15 protein-coding genes are annotated in these 17,926 nt (G+C 70.9%); 7 read left to right on the forward strand and 8 right to left on the reverse strand.

Annotated elements, in window-relative coordinates; translation table 11 throughout:
• Nucleotides 1–14: 14 nt before the first annotated feature.
• The 3 genes from ACZ4O3_RS09295 to ACZ4O3_RS09305 all read right to left on the reverse strand — a co-directional run bounded on the left by ACZ4O3_RS09295 (nucleotide 15) and on the right by ACZ4O3_RS09305 (nucleotide 3,354).
• Nucleotides 15–971: a carbohydrate ABC transporter permease gene (locus ACZ4O3_RS09295; RefSeq protein ID WP_362723387.1), complete on the reverse strand. Its 957-nt coding sequence runs from the start codon at nucleotides 969–971 to the stop codon at nucleotides 15–17.
• Nucleotides 971–2,257, reverse strand: coding sequence for an ABC transporter substrate-binding protein (locus ACZ4O3_RS09300; RefSeq protein ID WP_362723389.1), 1,287 nt, complete (start codon nucleotides 2,255–2,257; stop codon nucleotides 971–973). Before ACZ4O3_RS09300 ends, ACZ4O3_RS09295 begins: the two co-directional genes overlap by 1 nt.
• 77 nt (nucleotides 2,258–2,334) lie before the next feature.
• Complete coding sequence (locus ACZ4O3_RS09305; protein WP_362723392.1) at nucleotides 2,335–3,354, reverse strand: carbohydrate kinase family protein; 1,020 nt, start codon at nucleotides 3,352–3,354, stop codon at nucleotides 2,335–2,337.
• Between the two features lie 126 nt (nucleotides 3,355–3,480).
• Between ACZ4O3_RS09305 and ACZ4O3_RS09310 the strand changes: the two genes are divergently transcribed.
• The 4 genes from ACZ4O3_RS09310 (at nucleotide 3,481) to ACZ4O3_RS09325 (ending at nucleotide 10,213) form a co-directional block, all read left to right on the forward strand.
• Nucleotides 3,481–4,245: a DeoR/GlpR family DNA-binding transcription regulator gene (locus tag ACZ4O3_RS09310; protein WP_362723395.1), complete on the forward strand. Its 765-nt coding sequence runs from the start codon at nucleotides 3,481–3,483 to the stop codon at nucleotides 4,243–4,245.
• A 286-nt stretch (nucleotides 4,246–4,531) separates the two neighbouring features.
• On the forward strand, nucleotides 4,532–5,869 hold the full coding sequence (locus ACZ4O3_RS09315) for a 6-phospho-beta-glucosidase (RefSeq protein WP_467721767.1): 1,338 nt from the start codon (nucleotides 4,532–4,534) through the stop codon (nucleotides 5,867–5,869).
• Nucleotides 5,870–5,913: 44 nt separating this feature from the next.
• Nucleotides 5,914–8,958, forward strand: a complete 3,045-nt coding sequence (locus ACZ4O3_RS09320; protein WP_467721768.1) for an alpha-mannosidase — start codon at nucleotides 5,914–5,916, stop codon at nucleotides 8,956–8,958.
• 4 nt (nucleotides 8,959–8,962) lie between these two features.
• Entirely contained in the window at nucleotides 8,963–10,213 is a 1,251-nt protein-coding gene (locus tag ACZ4O3_RS09325; protein ID WP_467721769.1) for an alpha-L-fucosidase, read from the forward strand.
• A gap of 219 nt (nucleotides 10,214–10,432) precedes the next feature.
• Here the strand turns inward: ACZ4O3_RS09325 and ACZ4O3_RS09330 are convergent, their stop codons facing one another.
• Together ACZ4O3_RS09330 and ACZ4O3_RS09335 are read right to left on the reverse strand one after the other, a co-directional pair.
• Complete coding sequence (locus ACZ4O3_RS09330) at nucleotides 10,433–12,115, reverse strand: carbohydrate binding domain-containing protein (RefSeq protein ID WP_362726843.1); 1,683 nt, start codon at nucleotides 12,113–12,115, stop codon at nucleotides 10,433–10,435.
• 184 nt (nucleotides 12,116–12,299) lie between these two features.
• The gene (locus tag ACZ4O3_RS09335) at nucleotides 12,300–13,421 is read right to left on the reverse strand and encodes an ATP-grasp domain-containing protein (RefSeq protein WP_385001452.1); all 1,122 of its coding nucleotides are present in this window, start codon (nucleotides 13,419–13,421) and stop codon (nucleotides 12,300–12,302) included.
• A gap of 356 nt (nucleotides 13,422–13,777) precedes the next feature.
• Here ACZ4O3_RS09335 and ACZ4O3_RS09340 point away from each other — a divergent pair, with 356 nt between their 5' ends.
• Both ACZ4O3_RS09340 and ACZ4O3_RS09345 read left to right on the forward strand, forming a co-directional pair.
• Nucleotides 13,778–14,683, forward strand: coding sequence for a metallophosphoesterase family protein (locus tag ACZ4O3_RS09340; protein ID WP_467721770.1), 906 nt, complete (start codon nucleotides 13,778–13,780; stop codon nucleotides 14,681–14,683).
• Nucleotides 14,631–15,311 carry a 4'-phosphopantetheinyl transferase family protein gene (locus ACZ4O3_RS09345; protein ID WP_385001446.1) on the forward strand — a complete coding sequence of 227 codons (681 nt, stop codon included), beginning with the start codon at nucleotides 14,631–14,633 and terminating at the stop codon, nucleotides 15,309–15,311. The genes ACZ4O3_RS09340 and ACZ4O3_RS09345 overlap by 53 nt, the downstream gene beginning before the upstream one ends.
• A gap of 27 nt (nucleotides 15,312–15,338) precedes the next feature.
• Here ACZ4O3_RS09345 and ACZ4O3_RS09350 read toward each other — a convergent pair whose 3' ends face one another.
• The 3 genes from ACZ4O3_RS09350 to ACZ4O3_RS09360 form a co-directional block, all read right to left on the reverse strand.
• A complete protein-coding gene (locus ACZ4O3_RS09350; RefSeq protein WP_362729813.1) occupies nucleotides 15,339–15,569 on the reverse strand; it encodes a hypothetical protein in 231 nt (76 codons plus the stop codon).
• Nucleotides 15,570–15,738: 169 nt separating this feature from the next.
• Nucleotides 15,739–16,308 (reverse strand): toxin-antitoxin system, toxin component, encoded by a 570-nt coding sequence (locus ACZ4O3_RS09355; protein ID WP_467721771.1) that lies wholly within the window; start codon nucleotides 16,306–16,308, stop codon nucleotides 15,739–15,741.
• Between the two features lie 46 nt (nucleotides 16,309–16,354).
• A complete protein-coding gene (locus tag ACZ4O3_RS09360; RefSeq protein ID WP_362729807.1) occupies nucleotides 16,355–17,011 on the reverse strand; it encodes a helix-turn-helix domain-containing protein in 657 nt (218 codons plus the stop codon).
• A 246-nt stretch (nucleotides 17,012–17,257) separates the two neighbouring features.
• Between ACZ4O3_RS09360 and ACZ4O3_RS09365 the strand changes: the two genes are divergently transcribed.
• A complete protein-coding gene (locus ACZ4O3_RS09365) occupies nucleotides 17,258–17,926 on the forward strand; it encodes an MmyB family transcriptional regulator (protein WP_362729804.1) in 669 nt (222 codons plus the stop codon).

The raw sequence follows: 17,926 nt of genomic DNA on the forward strand, positions 1-17,926 counted from the left end.
GGTGTGCGGCCTCCCTAGTCTTCGCCCCGGCGCTGCACCAGGCGCCAGTTGACGATCGAGAAGATGATGACGACGAGGAAGATGCCCCAGGCCACGGCCGCGCCGTAGCCGAAGTCGTTGTTGTCGAAGGTCTGCTGGAAGAAGTAGAGGACCATGGTCTGGCCGGCGTGGCCCGGACCGCCCGCGAACGTCGAGTCGTTGGACGTGGTCTGGAGCAGGACCTGCGGTTCGGAGAAGCTCTGCAGACCGGTGACGGTCGACACGACGAGCACGAACAGCAGCACCGGCCGCATCATCGGCAGCGTGATCCGGAAGAAGGTCTGCACCGGCCCGGCGCCGTCCATGCGGGCGGCTTCGTACAGTTCACCGGGGATCGTCTGCAGTCCGGCGAGGAAGATGATCGCGTTGTAGCCGGTCCACTGCCACGTCATCAGCGTGGCGATGGCGACCTTGATGCCCCACGGGGTGTTCAGCCACGCGATCTGGTCGAACCCCACCGCCTGCAGAAAGGCGTTCACCAGGCCGAAGTTGGTGGAGAACACGGAGCCGAAGATGATCGCGATCGCGACCACCGAGGTGACGTTGGGCAGGAAGTAGGCGAAGCGGTAGACGTTCTTGAAGCGGACCGCCGAGTTGAGCATCACGGCCGTCACCATCGCCAGGAAGATCATGGGGAAGGTGGCGAGCGCCCAGATGACGATCGTGTTCCCGACCGCGGTCCAGAAGTCGGTGTCGCCCAGCAGGTATTGGTACTGCGACAGGCCCGCCCACTCCATCGAGCCGAGGCCGTCCCAGCGGTGCAGGGAGACGTAGAGCGAGAAGCCGACCGGGATGAGGCCGAAGCAGAGGAAGAGGAGGTAGAAGGGGGAGATCGCGGCGTAGAGGTGCCAGTACTTGCGGATTCCGGTACGGGGACCTGCCGTGGCGGTCCGTTCCACGGTCGTGGTGGGCTTGTCCAGTGCGGTGGCCATCAGTAGGTCACCCCCAGGTGCTTGGCTATGCGCCGGCACTTGCTCATGGCGTCCTTCCAGGCCTGCTCGGGGTTCTTGCCGAGGACGCCGACGTTCTTGATCTCGTCCTTGAGGGGTTGCGCGAGCGCCACGTCGAACGGGCTGTTGTAGGCGACCGCGATCTTCTGCGCGGCGGGCCCGAAGACGTCCATGGTGACCTGGCCGCCGAAGAACGGGTCGGGCGCGCGCAGGGTCTTCAGGTCGTACGCCGCCGGGGTCGAGGGGAAGAGTCCCGCGTCCACGAAGCCCTGTGCCTGGTTGCCGGCGTTCAGCATCCAGGTGATGATCCGGAACGCCTGCTCGGGCTCGCGGCACTCCTTGGTGATCGACAGGAAGGAACCGCCGTTGTTGGACGGCCGTACCGGCATCTGCGCCACCCGCCACCGGCCCTTGGTCTTCGGTACACCGGTCTTGATGTCGTTGGTGGCCCAGGAGGCGTTGAGCTGGCTGGGCAGCTTGCCGTCCTGGAGCGCGGAGAGCTGGTCGGGCGTGCCGCTGACCAGGTCCGAGACGATCCCCCGCCGCTTCGCCTCCACGGCCAGTGCCCAGGCCCGGCGGACGTGGTCCTGGTCGCCGATGAAGTGCCGGTCCTTGTCGACGTACCGCGCGCTGCCCTGCTGCACCACGTTCTCGAAGACCGCGTTGACGTCGGAGAGCAGACAGGTCCCCGGGATCCGCTTCCTCAGCTGCTCGCCGGCGGCGAAGAACTTCTCCCAGGTGTTCAGTTCGGCGGAGACGTCGTCGGGTTCGTAGGGCAGTCCGGCCTTCCGGAAGACCTGGTACTGGTAGAAGTGCGCGACCGGGCCGCAGTCGATCGGGAAGCCGACCATGGTGCCGTCGTCGGCGATGCCCTGGTCCCACTTCCAGGAGAGGTACTGGCTCCTGTACTTGTCCGCGCCCAGCGTGCGCAGGTCCACGAACTGGTTCGCGTTCGGGAGGTAGGACGCCATGTCCTCGCCCTTGAGGCCCGCGATGTCGGGGATGTGGGCCCGGCCTGTCATGGTGGTGAGCAGTTTCGACCGGTAGTAGCCGCCGATCTTGATGGCCTGCAGGTCGACGTCGGCGCCGTAACGGGCCTTGGCCTTGTTGACGACCGTGTCGCCGAGGCCGCCGTCCCAGTACCACAGGACCATGTTCCGGCCGGTGGAACCGGTCGGAACGGCGCAGCCGGATGCCAGGCCGCCGAGCGCCGTGGCGGCCGTGCCGGCCAGGCCCGCGCGCAGCAGGCCTCTACGTGAGAGCCGCACAGCTCCCACCGCCTTTCGGATCTTTCGGATCTGTTCGGGACTTTCACATGGAGCGTGGGGGGCTTGGTGCGTGGGGCTCAGTACTGCCGCGCGGGGGGTGTGACGGGTGCGTGGTGGACCGGCGGGCCGGGGTCGGCCGGCAGCCGGTCGGTGAGGAAGCCGTAGGCGCGGCGCAGACCGGGGTCGGTGAGCGAGCGCCACCAGCGGTCGACGCCGTACCAGCCGGGCGCGGCCAGTGCTCCGCCGTGGTGGCCGACGGAGAGACCCGCGGCGAGTACGGCGAACCGCAGCCGTTCCTCCAGTGGCCAGCCGGCGAGCGAGGCGGTGACGAAGCTCGCCCCGAACACGTCACCGGCGCCCGTCGCGTCGAGGACGTCCACGGCCAGGGCCGGGACCTCCGCGAACTCACCGGTGGTCTGGTCGACGGCCACCGCGCCGTCCCCGCCGCGGGTGACCACGGCCACCGGGACCAGTTCGGAGAGGGTGCCGAGGGCCGCGACCGCGCTGTCGGTGCGGGTGTAGGCCATCGCCTCGGTCTCGTTGGGGAGGAAGGCGTGGCACAGGGCGAGCTGGTCCAGGAGGTCGCGGGACCACTGCTGGGTGGGGTCCCAGCCGACGTCGGCGTAGATCCGGGTTCCGTTCGCGGCGGCCTTGGCGATCCACTCGCGGGGTTCGGCCTCGATGTGGACGAGGGCGGTGCGGGCCTCGGGCGGGTCGCCCATCAGCACGTCCTGCGAGTACGGCGGTTCACAGCCGTGGGTGACCAGGGCCCGGTCCTGGCCGTGGGCGAGGGCGACGGTGACCGGGGTGGGCCAGCCGTCCGCGACCCGGGACAGGGAGAGGTCGACACCCTCCTGTCCGGCGAGGACCTCGTGGCAGTGGGCGCCGTAGAAGTCGTCGCCGAAGACCGTGGCCAGCGAGGTGCGCAGGCCGAACCGGGACGCCGCCACCGCGAGGTTCGCGATGCCGCCGGGGCCGCAGCCCATGCCGGCCGTCCAGACCTCCTCGCCCGGTGTCGGCGGCTTCCCGAGCCCGGTGAGGACGAGGTCGTAGAAGAGGAGCCCGGTCAGCAGCACATCGGGCATGTCGTCGTCCACACGCCACCCTCTCGTCAAAACTCGTCAATTTCGATGACGGAATCGTGCGCTGCCACGCGAGATTGGTCAATACACGAGCAGAACTGAGCATAGAAATGATTGAAGATGACGAGTACTGTTCATCGGGTGCTGGCAGAACGACGACACCAACTCATCCTGCGGGCCCTGCGCTCGGGCGGCCCCGCGGCCGTGACGGATCTCTCCGAGCAACTGGGCGTGAGCCCCGCAACCGTCAGGCGTGACCTGCTGAAACTGGAGGAGGAGGGGCTGCTGACGCGGGTGCACGGCGGTGCCGTCGCCGACGAGGGCGACCAGCCCTTCGCCGACGTCGCCGAGGTGCGGGTCGCGGAGAAGGACGCCATAGCGGCGCACGCGGCGGCCCTGGTCGCGGACGGCCAGTCGGTCCTCCTGGACATCGGCACCACCGCCTACCGGCTGGCCCGCCAGCTGCACGGCCGCCGGCTCACCGTCATCACCAGCAACCTCGTGGTCTACGAGGAGCTCGCCGACGACGAGGGTATCGAGCTGGTGCTGCTCGGCGGCGTGGTCCGCCGCGAGTACCGCTCCCTGGTCGGCTTCCTCACCGAGGACAACCTGCGCCAGCTGCACGCCGACTGGCTCTTCCTCGGCACCAGCGGGGTGCGCCCGGGCGGCCAGGTGATGGACACGACCGTGGTGGAGGTGCCGGTCAAACGGGCGATGATCAAGGCGAGCGACAAGGTGGTGCTGCTCGCCGACACCGCCAAGTTCCCGGGGACGGGCATGGCGAAGGTCTGCGGTCCCGAGGACCTGGACATGGTGGTGACCGACATGCCGGTGGACGCGGCGACGCGGGCCGCCCTGGAGGAGGCTCGCGTCGAGGTGGTGGTGGCGGGAAAGGCTCAGGCTTGAACACCCTGCCCCGGGGCCGAAGGGGATTCCGGGCTCATGCCGCCCGGTCACCCGGCCCGCGGACGGGTCTGACGCGATCAACACCAGCCGGGTCGCAGCCGGCCCGGGTTCTTGGAACAAGTGCAAGGAGACAGTGCGTGCCTGGTTGTCGTGACGCACTATGCGGAGCTGCTCCGCCGATGGGGGCAGAGGTCCGCCGAAGCGGCGGAACCCCGTTCCCCGACATCTCCCGTGGAGGCCCGGTCACTTCGTGGTCCACGCGGGTGGGCATCCTGGGAGGAAGCCGGTGAGACTGACCATTCTGGGCGGCGGCGGATTCCGGGTGCCGCTCGTGTACGGCGCCCTGCTGACGGACCGCGGCGAGGGCCGCGTCACCGAGGTCGTGCTGCACGACCTCGACGCGGGCCGCCTCTCCGCGGTCGCCCGGGTGCTGGCCGAACAGGCCGCCGGGGCCCCCGGCGCCCCGACGGTGACCGCCACCACCGACCTCGACGAGGCCCTGCGCGGGGCCGACTTCGTCTTCTCCGCGATCCGCGTCGGAGGCCTGGCGGGCCGCGCCGACGACGAACGGGTGGCCCTCGCCGAGGGCGTCCTCGGCCAGGAGACGGTCGGCGCGGGCGGCATCGCCTACGGGCTGCGGACCGTCCCGGTCGCCGTCGACATCGCGCGCCGGGTGGCCCGTCTGGCCCCCGACGCCTGGGTCATCAACTTCACCAACCCCGCCGGCCTGGTCACCGAGGCCATGTCCCGCCACCTCGGCGACCGCGTCATCGGCATCTGCGACTCCCCGGTCGGCCTCGGCCGCCGTATCGCCCGGGTGCTCGGCGCGAACCCGCGCGAGGCCTGGATCGACTACGTCGGCCTCAACCACCTCGGCTGGGTGCGCGGCCTGCGCGTCGCAGGCCGCGACGAACTCCCGCGCCTGCTCGCCGACCCCGCCCTGCTCTCCTCCTTCGAGGAGGGCAGGCTCTTCGGGGTCGACTGGCTGCAGTCCCTCGGCGCGATCCCCAACGAGTACCTGCACTACTACTACTTCAACCGCGAGGCCGTCCGCGCCTACCGGCAGGCCGAGAAGACCCGCGGCGCCTTCCTGCGCGACCAGCAGGCGCACTTCTACGAGGCGGTCGCCGAGCCGGAGGCGAAGGCCCTGGACGTCTGGGACCGCACCCGCGCCGAGCGCGAGGCGACCTACATGGCCGAGAACCGGGAGACCTCGGGCGCCGGCGAGCGCGACGCCGACGACCTGTCCGGCGGCTACGAGAAGGTCGCCCTGGCGTTGATGCGGGCCATCGCCCGCGACGAGCGCACCACCCTGATCCTCAACGTCCGTAACCGCTCCACCCTGTCCGTGCTCGACGGTGATGCCGTCATCGAGGTGCCCTGCCTGGTCGACGCCAACGGCGCCCACCCGGTCTCCGTGGCCCCGCTGCCCGGCCATGCCACCGGTCTCGTCTGCTCGGTCAAGGCGGTCGAGCGCGAGGTGCTGGCCGCCGCCGAATCCGGCTCCCGCAGGACGGCCGTGAAGGCGTTCGCGCTGCACCCGCTGGTCGACTCGGTGAACGTGGCCCGTCGGCTGGTGGAGGGGTACGCCGAGGTCCATCCGGGCCTCGCGTATCTTAAGTGACCAGCCGGTCAGAAAGCGCTTTCCATCCCTCTCTGGAGACTTCCATGCACGACGAACGCCGCCGGATCGAGGAGCGCGTAGAACGCCTCCACAACCAGCGCATCAAGCCCGCGATCTATGCGGCCGCCGTTCCCTTCGAGGTGTCCGCCTGGCAGGCCCCCGGGGAGCCGGTGCCCTTCGAGGAGGCCGCCGCCGCCCCGTACGAGCCGTTCGCGATGGACACCCCGTGGGGGCCGCCGTGGGGGACCACCTGGTTCCGGATGCGCGGCCGGGTGCCCGCCGCCTTCGCGGGCCGCCGGGTCGAGGCCGTCATCGACCTCGGCTTCGTGGGCGACTGGCCGGGCAACCAGGCCGAGGCCCTGGTCCACCTCGCTGACGGGACCCCGCTGAAGGCGGTCAACCCGCTCAACCAGTACGTGGCCATCGCCAACCCGGCGGCCGGCGACGAGGTGATCGACTACCTGGTCGAGGCCGCCTCCAACCCCGACATCCTCGCGGGCGACTTCGCGGCGCCGACCCCGCTCGGCGACGTGCTGACAGCCGGCGACAAGCCGCTCTACACCTTCAGGCGCGCCGACATCGCCGTCCTCGACGAGGACGTCTGGCACCTCGACCTCGACATCCAGGTGCTGCGCGAGCTGATGCTGGAGCTCGGCGAGCACGACCCGCGCCGGCACGAGATCGCGCACGCCCTCGACCACGCGATGGACCTGCTGGACCTCGACGACATCGCCGGCTCGGCCGCCGCCGTGCGCGAGGCCCTGAAGCCGGCGCTGTCCAAGCCCGCGCACGCGAGCGCCCACCGCGTCTCCGGCGTCGGCCACGCGCACATCGACTCGGCCTGGCTCTGGCCGATCCGCGAGACCAAGCGCAAGACCTCCCGCACCTTCTCCAACGTCACCTCGCTGGCCGACGAGTACGAGGAGTTCGTCTTCGCCTGCTCCCAGGCCCAGCAGTACGAGTGGGTGCGCGACAACTACCCGCAGGTCTGGGCCCGGATCCAGGAGGCCGTCAAGAAGGGCCAGTGGGCGCCGGTCGGCGGCATGTGGGTGGAGTCCGACGGCAACCTGCCGGGCGGCGAGGCGGTCGCCCGCCAGTTCGTGCACGGCAAACGGTTCTTCATGGAGCACTTCGGCGTCGAGACCAAGGGCGTGTGGCTGCCGGACTCGTTCGGATACAACGCGGCCTACCCGCAGATCGCCAGGCTGGCCGGCAACGAGTGGTTCCTCACCCAGAAGATCTCCTGGAACCAGACCAACAGGTTCCCCCACCACACCTTCTGGTGGGAGGGCATCGACGGCACCCGCATCTTCACGCACTTCCCGCCCGTCGACACCTACAACGCCCGCTTCAGCGGCGAGGAGATGTCCCGCGCGGTCCGCAACTACGCCGAGAAGGGCGGCGCCACCCGCTCGCTGGCCCCCTTCGGCTGGGGCGACGGCGGCGGCGGCCCCACCCGCGAGATCATGGAGCGGGCCCGCCGGCTCAAGGACCTGGAGGGTTCCCCGCGCGTCGAGGTCGAGCACCCGGACGCCTTCTTCGCCAAGGCCCGCGCCGAGTACGAGGACGCCCCGGTCTGGGTCGGCGAGCTCTACCTGGAGCTGCACCGCGCCACCTACACCTCGCAGGCCCGCACCAAGCAGGGCAACCGGCGCAGCGAGCACAAGCTGCGCGAGGCCGAGCTGTGGGCCACCACGGCCGCCCTGCACGCGCCCGGCTACCGCTATCCGCACGAGAAGCTCGACCGGCTCTGGAAGACGGTCCTGCTCCACCAGTTCCACGACATCCTGCCGGGCTCCTCGATCGCCTGGGTGCACCGCGAGGCCGAGGCCGAGTACGCCCGCGTCGCCACGGAGCTGGAGGCGCTGACCGCCGAGGCGGTCACCGCGCTGGGCGGCGGCCCGGCCCGCGTCTTCAACACCAGCCCCTACGACCGTGCCGAGGTCGTCCGGGACGCGGCGGGCGCCCCGGTGTACGTCGAGGTCCCGGCGAGCGGAAGCGCGCCGCTGACGGCCGCCGCCGAGACCCCGCGGCCGGTGACGGTCGACGGCCGGGTCATCGACAACGGCCTGGTCCGGGTGGAGGTCGCCGAGGACGGCACGCTGTCCTCCGTCCGCGACCTGCGGGCGGACCGCGAGGTCCTCGCCGGCCAGGGCAACCTGCTGCGCCTGCACACCGACCTGCCCAACTACTGGGACGCCTGGGACGTCGACAAGCACTACAAGAACCGCTACACGGACCTGCTGGACCCCTCGGAGATCACGGTCACCGACACGGACCCGCTGCTCGGCTCGATCCGTGTCACCCGTCCCTTCGGCAACGGCTCGACGATCACCCAGACGATCACCGTCCGCGCCGGCAGCCCGCGGATCGACTTCGAGACGGACATCGACTGGCACGAGGCCGAGAAGTTCCTCAAGGCCGGGTTCCCCGTGGACATCCGTGCCGCGCACTCCTCCGCGGAGATCCAGTTCGGCCACGTCCAGCGGCCCACGCACACCAACACCACCTGGGAGGCGGCCCGGTTCGAGGTCTCCGGCCACCGTTGGGTGCACCTCGCCGAGCCCGGCTACGGTGTCGCCGTCATCAACGACTCGACCTACGGCCACGACGTCTCCCGCACCGTCCGCGAGGACGGGGGGACGACCACCACGGTCCGCCTGTCCCTGGTCCGCGCCCCGCGCGTCCCGGACCCGGGCGCCGACCAGGGCCGCCACCGCTTCACGTACTCGCTGCTGCCGGGTGCCGCCGTCGAGGACGCGGTGGCGGAGGGCTATGCCCTCAACCTCCCGCTGCGGGTGGCCGATGCGGCGGGCGCGCCCGAGCCGGTCGTCTCCGTCCTGGGCGAGGGCGTGACCGTCGAGGCGGTCAAGCTCGCCGACGACGCCTCCGGCGATGTCGTCGTCCGGCTCTACGAGTCCACGGGCGGCCGCGCCCGGGGCGTCCTGCGCACCGGCTTCCCGCTGGCGGGCGCCCAGGTGACCGACCTCCTGGAGCGACCGCTCGAGGACGCCTCCGTCGACGGCGACACCGTCGCCGTGCAGCTGCGCCCCTTCCAGATCCTCACCCTCCGGCTGCGCAGGAGCTGACCGGATGACCATGCAACCCTGGTTCACCGACGCCAAGTTGGGGATCTTCGTGCACTGGGGCATCTATGCCGTCGACGGGGTCCAGGAGTCCTGGTCCTTCTACGACGGCATCGTGCCGCACGAGCAGTACATGTCCCAGCTGGAGCGGTTCACCGGCGCCCGCTACGACCCGGAGGCGTGGGCGGACCTGTTCGCCCGCGCCGGGGCCCGGTACGCCGTGCTGACGAGCCGGCACCACGACGGGGTGGCCCTGTGGGACACCGGGTACGGCGACCTGAACCTCGGCAGGGACTACCTCGGCCCCTACGCCGAGGCCCTGCGCGAGAAGGACCTCAAGGTCGGCCTCTACTACTCGCACTCCGACTGGAACCACCCCGACTACGCCTCCACGCGCAAGCCGGGCCGCCCGCCGGAGCAGGAGGACAACCGCTACTCGGAGGTGGCGGCCGAGCACGAGGACCTGGCCGCCTGGGAACGGTTCATCGCCTACCGCGACGGCCAGATGACGGAGTTGGCCTCGCGGATCCGACCGGACCTGATGTGGCTCGACGGGGAGTGGGAGCGCAGCGAGGAGCAGTGGCGCATCCCCGAACTCGCCGCGCTCATCAGGTCGTACGTCCCGCATGTCGTCTTCAACGCGCGGATGCTCAGCGAGGGCGACTACGCCACCCCCGAGCAGGGCGCCCCGGTCGTGCCGCCGGACGGCCCCTGGGAGCTCTGCCTGACGATCAACGACTCGTGGGGTTACCAGCACCACGACGACAACCACAAGTCCCTCGCCCAGCTGATCCGGTACTTCACCGAGACCATCGGGGGCGGCGGCAACCTGCTGCTCGACGTCGGCCCCATGGAGGACGGCACCATCCCGCAGCCGCAGGTGGAGCGCCTGGAGGGGCTGGGGGAGTGGATCCGGCGGCACGCCGAGGCGGTCTACGGCACCGGTCGCGGGCTGCCGGCCGGGCACCACTACGGGCCCAGCACCCTCTCCGCCGACCGGCGCACCCTCTATCTCACCCTGTTCGACGCCCCGCGCGCCGAGATCGGCGTCCGCGGGCTGGCGACCGGGGTGCGCGGGGTGAGGGTGCTCGGCAGCGGGACGGAGCTGGGCCACCGGGTGGTCGGCGGGCTGCACGAGGCGGTCGGCGTGCTGTGGATCGACCCGCCGGCCGCGGCCGACCTCGATCCGTACGCCACGGTCCTCGCCGTCGAACTGGACGGGGAGCTGGAGCTGTACCGGGGATCGGGCCGGTTCTGATCGGACCGATCCCGATCAGGTTATTGCATGGTTAAGGTACGTTTCGACATGAAAAATCGGTAGTTCGAAGCCCGGCGACTGGAGCAAGGAGATCAAGTCCGGCAGGATCCAGGCCGCCCGCCGGGCCGATCCGGCCGCCGAACTCCCGCCCAGGCCGGCCGAGATAGCGAAGGCGTGGGGGTACCCGGTCCAGGGACCCCACGCCTTCGCCGCCGGTGCTCAGCCGGTGAAGCCGGCCGTGATCGAGGTGAACTGCCAGTCGCTCTGGCTGATCCCGGAGCAGTTGCTCACCACGCCACCGCCTGCGCAGCCGCGGTCCCGGTTCACGGCCCAGAACGCGAGCCGGGCGATGTGGTGCGAGTTCCCCCAGTCACGGATCTGCGTCCAGATCGCGGGGGTCGTGGTCTCCTGCTGGTCCGACAGACCGTTCATCCCGGAGATCCCGATGTGCGCGTAGGCCGTCGCGTCGTCCCATCCGAAGGTGGACTTCAGCTTGGTCTTGAGCCCCTCGGCCGCGGCCACCGTGTTGCCGTACATGTCGGCGCCGCCGCCGAAGTCGAACGGCATGATCGTGAAGACGTCGATGTCCGCGCCCAGCGACTGGGCCTGCTCGATGAGCCGGTTGCCGTAGTAGGTCGGCCCGGTGGTCGAGGTGCCGAAGGTGACGATCGTCTTCAGGCCGGGGTTGTTGGCCTTGACCGTCTTCAGGGCGGTCAGGATCTTCGCCTGCACGGCCTCGTTCTCGAACTCGTCCGTGTTCTCCACGTCCATGTCGACGGACTTGAGACCGTACGCGTCGATCACCTTCTGGATCGCCCCGGCCAGCGCGCTCGCGGAGGAGCAGTTGGCGCCGAGCTTGCTGCCCTGCCAGCCGCCGAAGGACGGCGTGATGTCACCGCCGGCCGCCCGGATCTGGTTGATCGCGGTCTGGTCGGCACCCCCCGTCAGCGCCCGGCTGCCGTCCCAGGCAGGCGTGCAGCCCCCCGAGTCCAGCACGAAGGCCATGGTGAAGTTCTTGATGCCGGTCGCGTTCATCACCGTGGTCGGGTTCGGCGGATCCCCCCAGCCTTCGTAGAGGTAGGGCGCGGCCTGCTTGAACCCGGTCCCGCCGCCGGTGCCCGCGTCGGTGGTGACACTCACGGAGTTGGAGGCGGCCGAGACGTTCCCCGCCGCGTCCCGCGCCTTCACCGTGAAGGCGTACGCCGTGCTCGCCGACAGCCCGCTCACCGTGGCCGAGGTCCCGGTGACGCTCGTCGCCAGGGTCGACCCGCGGTAGACGTCGTAGCCGGTCACCCCGACGTTATCCGTCGCGGCCGACCACGACAGGGAGACGCTCGACGAGGTCTTCCCGGTGGAGGTGAGGTTCGTGGGCGCGGTCGGCGCCTGGGTGTCGGAGCCGCCGCCGCCGGGCCCGTCGAGGCTGATGTCGTCGGCGTAGTAGGTCCCCTGCGCGTACCAGCCGTGGACGTAGATCTGGGCGCTGGTCTGCCCGGCCGCGGTGGTGAAGGAGACGCTCAGCTGGCTGTACTGGGACGGGGAGCTGGTCCAGGTGGAGGTGCCGCCGGTGACCCCGAGGTAGACGTACGAGCCGCGGACCCAGCCGCTGAGCGAGTACGTGGTGTTGGGCTGCACGGCGACGGTCTGGGTGCACTGGGCGGTGTCACTGGAACTCACGGCTCCCGCGAGGGCCTTGGAGCCGCCGTGCACGGGGGAGGAGACGACCGAGCCCAGGTTCCCGGTGCAGGACCAGGGCGACAGACTCCCCGACTCGAAGCCGGGGTTGGACAGGACGTTGGCCGCCTGTGCGGTACCGGGAAGCGCGATGGCCCCGGCGAGCGCGAGGGCGGCGGAGCCGAGCAGTGCGAGTATCCGACGTCTGGAACGTCTGAGCGAGTTGCGCACGCGATCTCCCTGCGGGAATGGGGGTGTTCGGGAGTTGCACGAAGGTGCGGAAGGGGGTGCGCAACAAAAATGGTATGGACCAATCGAGCTGTCAAGGAGACGAGCGTGAATTGGTCCATACCGGTGAGCCGTCGTGCCCCGTGAGGGGCGCGGGGCCGCTGCGATGCGCGGCTCCGCCGCCGGCCTAGAGCGGCAGCACCGCAGCCGCGGCGTCGACCGGCTCCACCTCCACGGGAACCGGAGGCGCCAGCACCACGTCGGCCTCCTCCCGCACGGTCGGCACGGACGGCAGAACGGGACGCGGGCCCGAGACCACCGCGTAGTCCTGGCCCAGGAACGGCGGCTCGATCACGCCGGGGTCCTCGCCCAGCGCCAACTGGACGGCCGCCCACGGTGCGTTGACGCCGCAGAGGGACAGCTGATGCAACCCTCCGGCGGGACGCGTGTTGACGTCGAGCAGGACCGGCTCGTCGCCGTACATCCGGAACTGGATGTTGGACAGGTAGTGCAGGCCGAAGCCCTCGGCGATCAGCCTGGCGGGCTTCAGCCAGCGCTCGTCCAGGGTGAAGCCGCGACGGCGGCCCTTCTTCGTGCGGCCCACCGCCATCCGGACCCGGTTGTCGGGCCCGGTGAGGCAGTCCACGGACACCTCCGGCTCCTCCAGGCGCGGCATGACCAGCCAGTCCACCGGCTGGTCGGCGCACCGCAGCGCCTCGAGGACCAGGTCGAGCTGGACGTACGGCCCCGGGAACCCGTTGAGGTGGAAGAGCGAGAACGGGGCGCGCGTGATCACCCGGAATCCCACCCCGCCCGCACCGGCGGCCGGCTTGAAGCAGGCCTTGTGGCCGTCGGCCTCCAGCGCCTCGACCGCGGCGACCAGTTCGTCGGCCGTACGGACCCGCCACCACGGCGGCACCGGGACCCCGACCGCGCCGACCGCCTCGTAGGCCGTCGCCTTGTCCTCGAAGACCGCCGTCGCCTCCGGCGTCGGCGCCAGCAGGGCCGTACCGACCGCCGCGAAGTCGGCCCGGTGGGCGACGATCGCCGACTGGTGCAGGCGGGGCACGAAGACATCGATGCCACGGCGCTGGCACTGGTCGAGCGCGTACTCGACGTAGCCGGCCGGGGAGAGGCCCTCCGGCTCCAGATCGGCGGTGTCGGCGGCGGCCAGCACGGGGGAGTCGGCGTCACCGTGCGTCGCATGGATCTCGACCGCCCGGTCGCTGGGATTTCTCTTCAGCTGATCCATGAAGAACACGTTCTCCGCGTACGTGCGGTTGAGCCAGACGCGTACGCGAGAGCGCATTAATGCCGCCTTCCGGGGTTTTCGGGCAGGGCTCAGCGAGCCCGTGCCCGGGCAGGGTGGTTGGAGGGTCACCAAACCGCCCTGGACGAAGGGAAGTTCGTGGCGGTGGTGTTGAGGGGGATCATACGGCTTTCAAGGGGCCCCGCGTGCAACGCCCGTGTTACGGATTCCCCGGGACTGTCCACACGCGTTTTCCTGCACCGTCCACGCCGGTTTCCTTGACGGACGGGCACCGACCGGCGGCCCGTCCGGAACCGGCCGCCGAATGACCCGCGACAGGCCGACAGGTCCCCTTGTTCCGCCGACCCGTCATGTGCTGAGGTGGGTGGCGACGACATGATCGGAAGGGGTACGGGGTGGAGTCCACGGCCGGTGCCGGGCAGTTGCTGGCCATCAGCGACCTGCACATCTCGTACCCGGAGAACCGCGAGCTCGTCGAGAAGATGCGCCCCGGGACGGACGACGACTGGCTGATCGTGGCGGGTGACGTCGCGGAGACCGTCGCCGACATCCGCTGGGTTCTGGAGACCTTCGCCGACCGCTTCGCCAAGGTGCTGTGGGCCCCGGGCAACCACGACCTGTGGACCCACCCCAAGGATCCGGTCACCCTGCGCGGTGTCGCCCGTTACGAGCACCTCGTCGCCCTCTGCCGGGAACTCGGCGTGGTCAGCCCCGAGGACCCCTATCCCGTCTGGGAGGGCCCGGGCGGCCCGGTCGTGGTCGCGCCGCTCTTCCTCCTGTACGACTACTCCTTCCTGCCGGCCGGCTGTACGACCAAGGAGGAGGGCCTCGCCTACGCGCACGGCACCGGCATCGTCTGCAACGACGAGTACCTGCTGCACCCCGACCCCTACCCGACCCGCGAGGCCTGGTGCCGGGCCCGGGTCGAGGCCACCGAACGCCGGCTCGCCGAACTCCCCGAGGACCTGCCGACCGTGCTGGCGGGCCACTACCCGCTGGACCGGCATCCCATGGACGTCCTGTGGTATCCCGAGTTCGCCATGTGGTGCGGCACCACCCGCACCGCCGACTGGCACCGCCGGTTCCGCGTCGACACCATGGTCTACGGACACCTGCACATCCCCCGGACCACCTGGCACGAGGGAGTCCGCTTCGAAGAGGTCTCCGTGGGATACCCCCGCGAGTGGCGCAAGCGCTCCCGGCCCCCGGGTGAGCTGCGCCGTATTCTGCCGATGGAGGTCGCAACCGGTGATCGAGGAGCTGCTCCCGGACTCGGTGGTGGCCGTGGAGATGCTCGGTGACGAGGCGCTCCGGGAAGCCCCCCTCTACCCGGAGGAGGCGGCGCTCGTCGCGCGTGCCGTGCCCAAGCGCCGCCGCGAGTTCTCCGCCGTGCGCGCCTGTGCCCGGCGCGCCATGGAGAAGCTCGGGGTCCCGCCGCAGCCGGTGGTGAGCGGCGAGCGCGGCGCACCGCGCTGGCCGGACGGGCTGGTCGGCAGCATGACCCACTGCGAGGGCTACTGCGCCGCCGCCCTGGTCCGCGCCACCGACCTGGCCTCCCTGGGCATCGACGCCGAACCGCACGCCCCGCTGCCCGAGGGTGTCGCGGAGTCCGTCCTGCTGCCCTCGGAGCGGGAGCGATTGCGGCGGCTCGCGGCCGAGCGGCCCGACCTGCACTGGGACCGCCTGCTGTTCAGCGTCAAGGAATCCGTATACAAGGCGTGGTTCCCCCTCACCGGGAAGTGGCTGGACTTCATGGAGGCCGACATCGAACTCTTCCCGGAGCCCGGCGGGCATCCGCACGGCACCCTGCGCGCCCGCCTCCTGGTCCCCGGCCCCGAGGTCGGCAGGGAGCGGCTGCAGGTCTTCGAGGGCCGCTGGAGCGTGCGGCACTCCATGCTGACCTCGGCCGTGATCGTGCCGCACCCCTGACGGTGCCCCCGAACGTGCTTTGCCGGCTCAGGTGGGTGGGCACCAGTCGTGCAGGAGCCGGAAGAACGCCTCCTCGTTGCCGGCGAGTCCGGCGCGGGCCAGGGCCTCCTCGGCCTCGGCGAGCACGGCCGGCGGGACCAGGAAGGGGCGCGGGGCGCCGTCCGGAGGTCCGTCGAAGGCCGCGCGGACGGTGTGCAGCAGCCGCAGATAGGCCTGGACGGCGGTGCGCTCACGGTCGGTCAGTACGGCGGTGGGCATGGCTCGGCTCTCCCCGTCGGTCGTCACGGTCACGCGCCCGGACGGCGCGGCCGCACCGCGTGTGTGCGGTGCGCACCCACCAGCTTGCCGTCCGCCACTGACAACGCCTGCCCGCTGCGCCCGGGTTCGCCCGCTCAGCCGAGTCGGAGCGAGCCGAGCCCAGCCGGGGTCACTTCCCCGGATAGCCCAGCGAGGCCCCGATACGCCCCGCCACGTCGTGTCGCCGCACCCGACCGCGCAGGGCCGAACCCATGAGCCAGGCCCGGCACTTGCTGGCCAGCAGCAGTCCGAAGGTCTCCGCGTCCCGTTCCTCGGCCCGGTCGGAGCGGGTGCGGGCGGCCATCCGCCGGACGGCGGCCTGGACCGCGGCCCGGTCGGTGGCCACGCCTCCGCCGGTGCCTTCGCCGACCCGCCGGGCCGCCACCGCGACCCCGTCGACGTCGTGACCGTGGTGGTCGGCGTGCATGTGCCACAGCTCGTGACCGAGGATCACCAACTGGTGGTCGGGCGCGGTGCGTTCCTCGACCACCACCAGGTCCCGGTCGGTCAGGTCGAGCCACAGGCCGCTGGCCGTGCCGGGCGGGAAGACGGCCGTACGGAACAGGACCGGGCGGCCGCGGCGGCGGCTCATCGCGTCGCACAGCGCCCGGTACAGCTCCTGCGGCGGGGCGGGCGCGGGCAGGGTCAGCTCCCCGACCAGCCCGCCGCTCAGCCGGCGCATGTCCCTGCCGATGGCCATGTTCTCCTGGTTCTCCTGTTCCCTCGTTCCCTCGTTGCCTCGCAGCTCACGACTCGGGGCGCTTGACGCTCTCCAGGAGCATGTCCAGCCATTCCGCGACCTTGTCGCGGTGCTGGTCGGTGGGGAGCTGGGCGGCCCGCCAGGCGATCCCGCGCACCCCGTGGTCCTGCAACAGCCGTTCCAGCGGGTCCGCCGCGGCCTCGGCCGCCGCGCGCTCCCGGTCGGCCAGCTTCTGCAGCAGCTCCTGCTCGACGCGCTGGAGGGCGCCCGCCAGCGCCTCGGGGTCCGCGGCGGTCAGGAATCCGGCGTGCACCCGGAAGAACCGCTGGAGAGCGTCGCAGTGCTCCATGGTCGGCCGCCGGTCACCGTTGAGCAGGGCGCCGGCCTGCTGCCGGGACATACCGGCGCCGTCGGCGATCTCCTGCTGGGTGTGTTTTCGGCCGTTGGGCTTGAGGCGGGTGCGGCGCAGCAGGTCGAGGCGTTGCAGGAAACGTTCCTGGACGTCGGGTTCGCCCGCGGGCCGGCCACCGAGCAGGGCCTTGACCACGGGCTCGGGGACACCGCAGGCGTAGGAGAGCCGTCGGATGTCGTAGACCTCCGCGTACGCGACGCCGAGCCGGTCGGCGAGCGCGGTGACGCGGGAGACGACGGCCGGCAGCTGGGCGGTCGCCGTGGCGCCCGGATCCTCGTAGCCATCCGTCACCGACAGAACTCCTACGTCTCTCAGAGGGATCAGAGGCTTCGCACAGGCGGTCGCCGTGGACCGCCCGGCGTGAACCTCCCGGAGATTATCGGGTCGTTCGAACTCACATCCAGGTGTCGCCACAACTGTGGCCAATTTCGGCCGTCAACAGGCATGAAATGCCACGATAGTTGACATGCCTGTGGGTGGGGCAGCAGGATCACATCGCCGCGAGAAGGCCGCATAGGCAAGAGGGGTGACCTCCCGATGGCATATCAGGCAGGTGGGCGGCGACCGGCGCCGCGGCCCGTCCCCGAAAGTCTTGAGGCCCAGGCCTATCTCCAGGACTACGCACTGCTGCTGGACGCCGTTCCCTTCCCGTCCCTGGTGGTCGACCACCGCTGGGACGTGGTGCTGGCCAACGACGCGTTCGAGACACTTTTCGGGGAGGTCGCCCCGCATCCCACCGCCATGCCGGGGGACAACTTCCTCCGGTTCGTCCTGTTCCATCCGGACGCCGGTTCGGTGCTCGGCGCGCACGAGTCGGGCTGGTGCCTGCCGATGCTGGCCCAGTTCAGGGCCACCCTGGAGCGGTGCGGCCACGACCACGAACTCCAGTCGATCCGGCGGGAGATCGCTCAGGACCCGATCATGGAGGCGGCCTACCGGCACGGGCTGCCGCACTGGCTGCGCGCGGTCGGGGAGGAGGGCGCCCGGCTCGACGGTGCCGTCCGGCCCGTGCTGCACCCGGACCCGCAGCTGGGCGCCACCGAGTGCCGGGTGGTCGGCGAGACCCCCAGGACCCTTGAAAGCATGGGCTACGCGCGTTACACCCTGGTGCTGCGTGTCGCTCCCCGCCCCGCCGCCCCGCGCCGCTCCCGCCGGCCCGGTGGCCTGGGTGCCCATCTGACCGTGGTCCCCGCCCCTGACGCCTGA

This window comes from Streptomyces sp. NPDC026515, assembly GCF_055567595.1.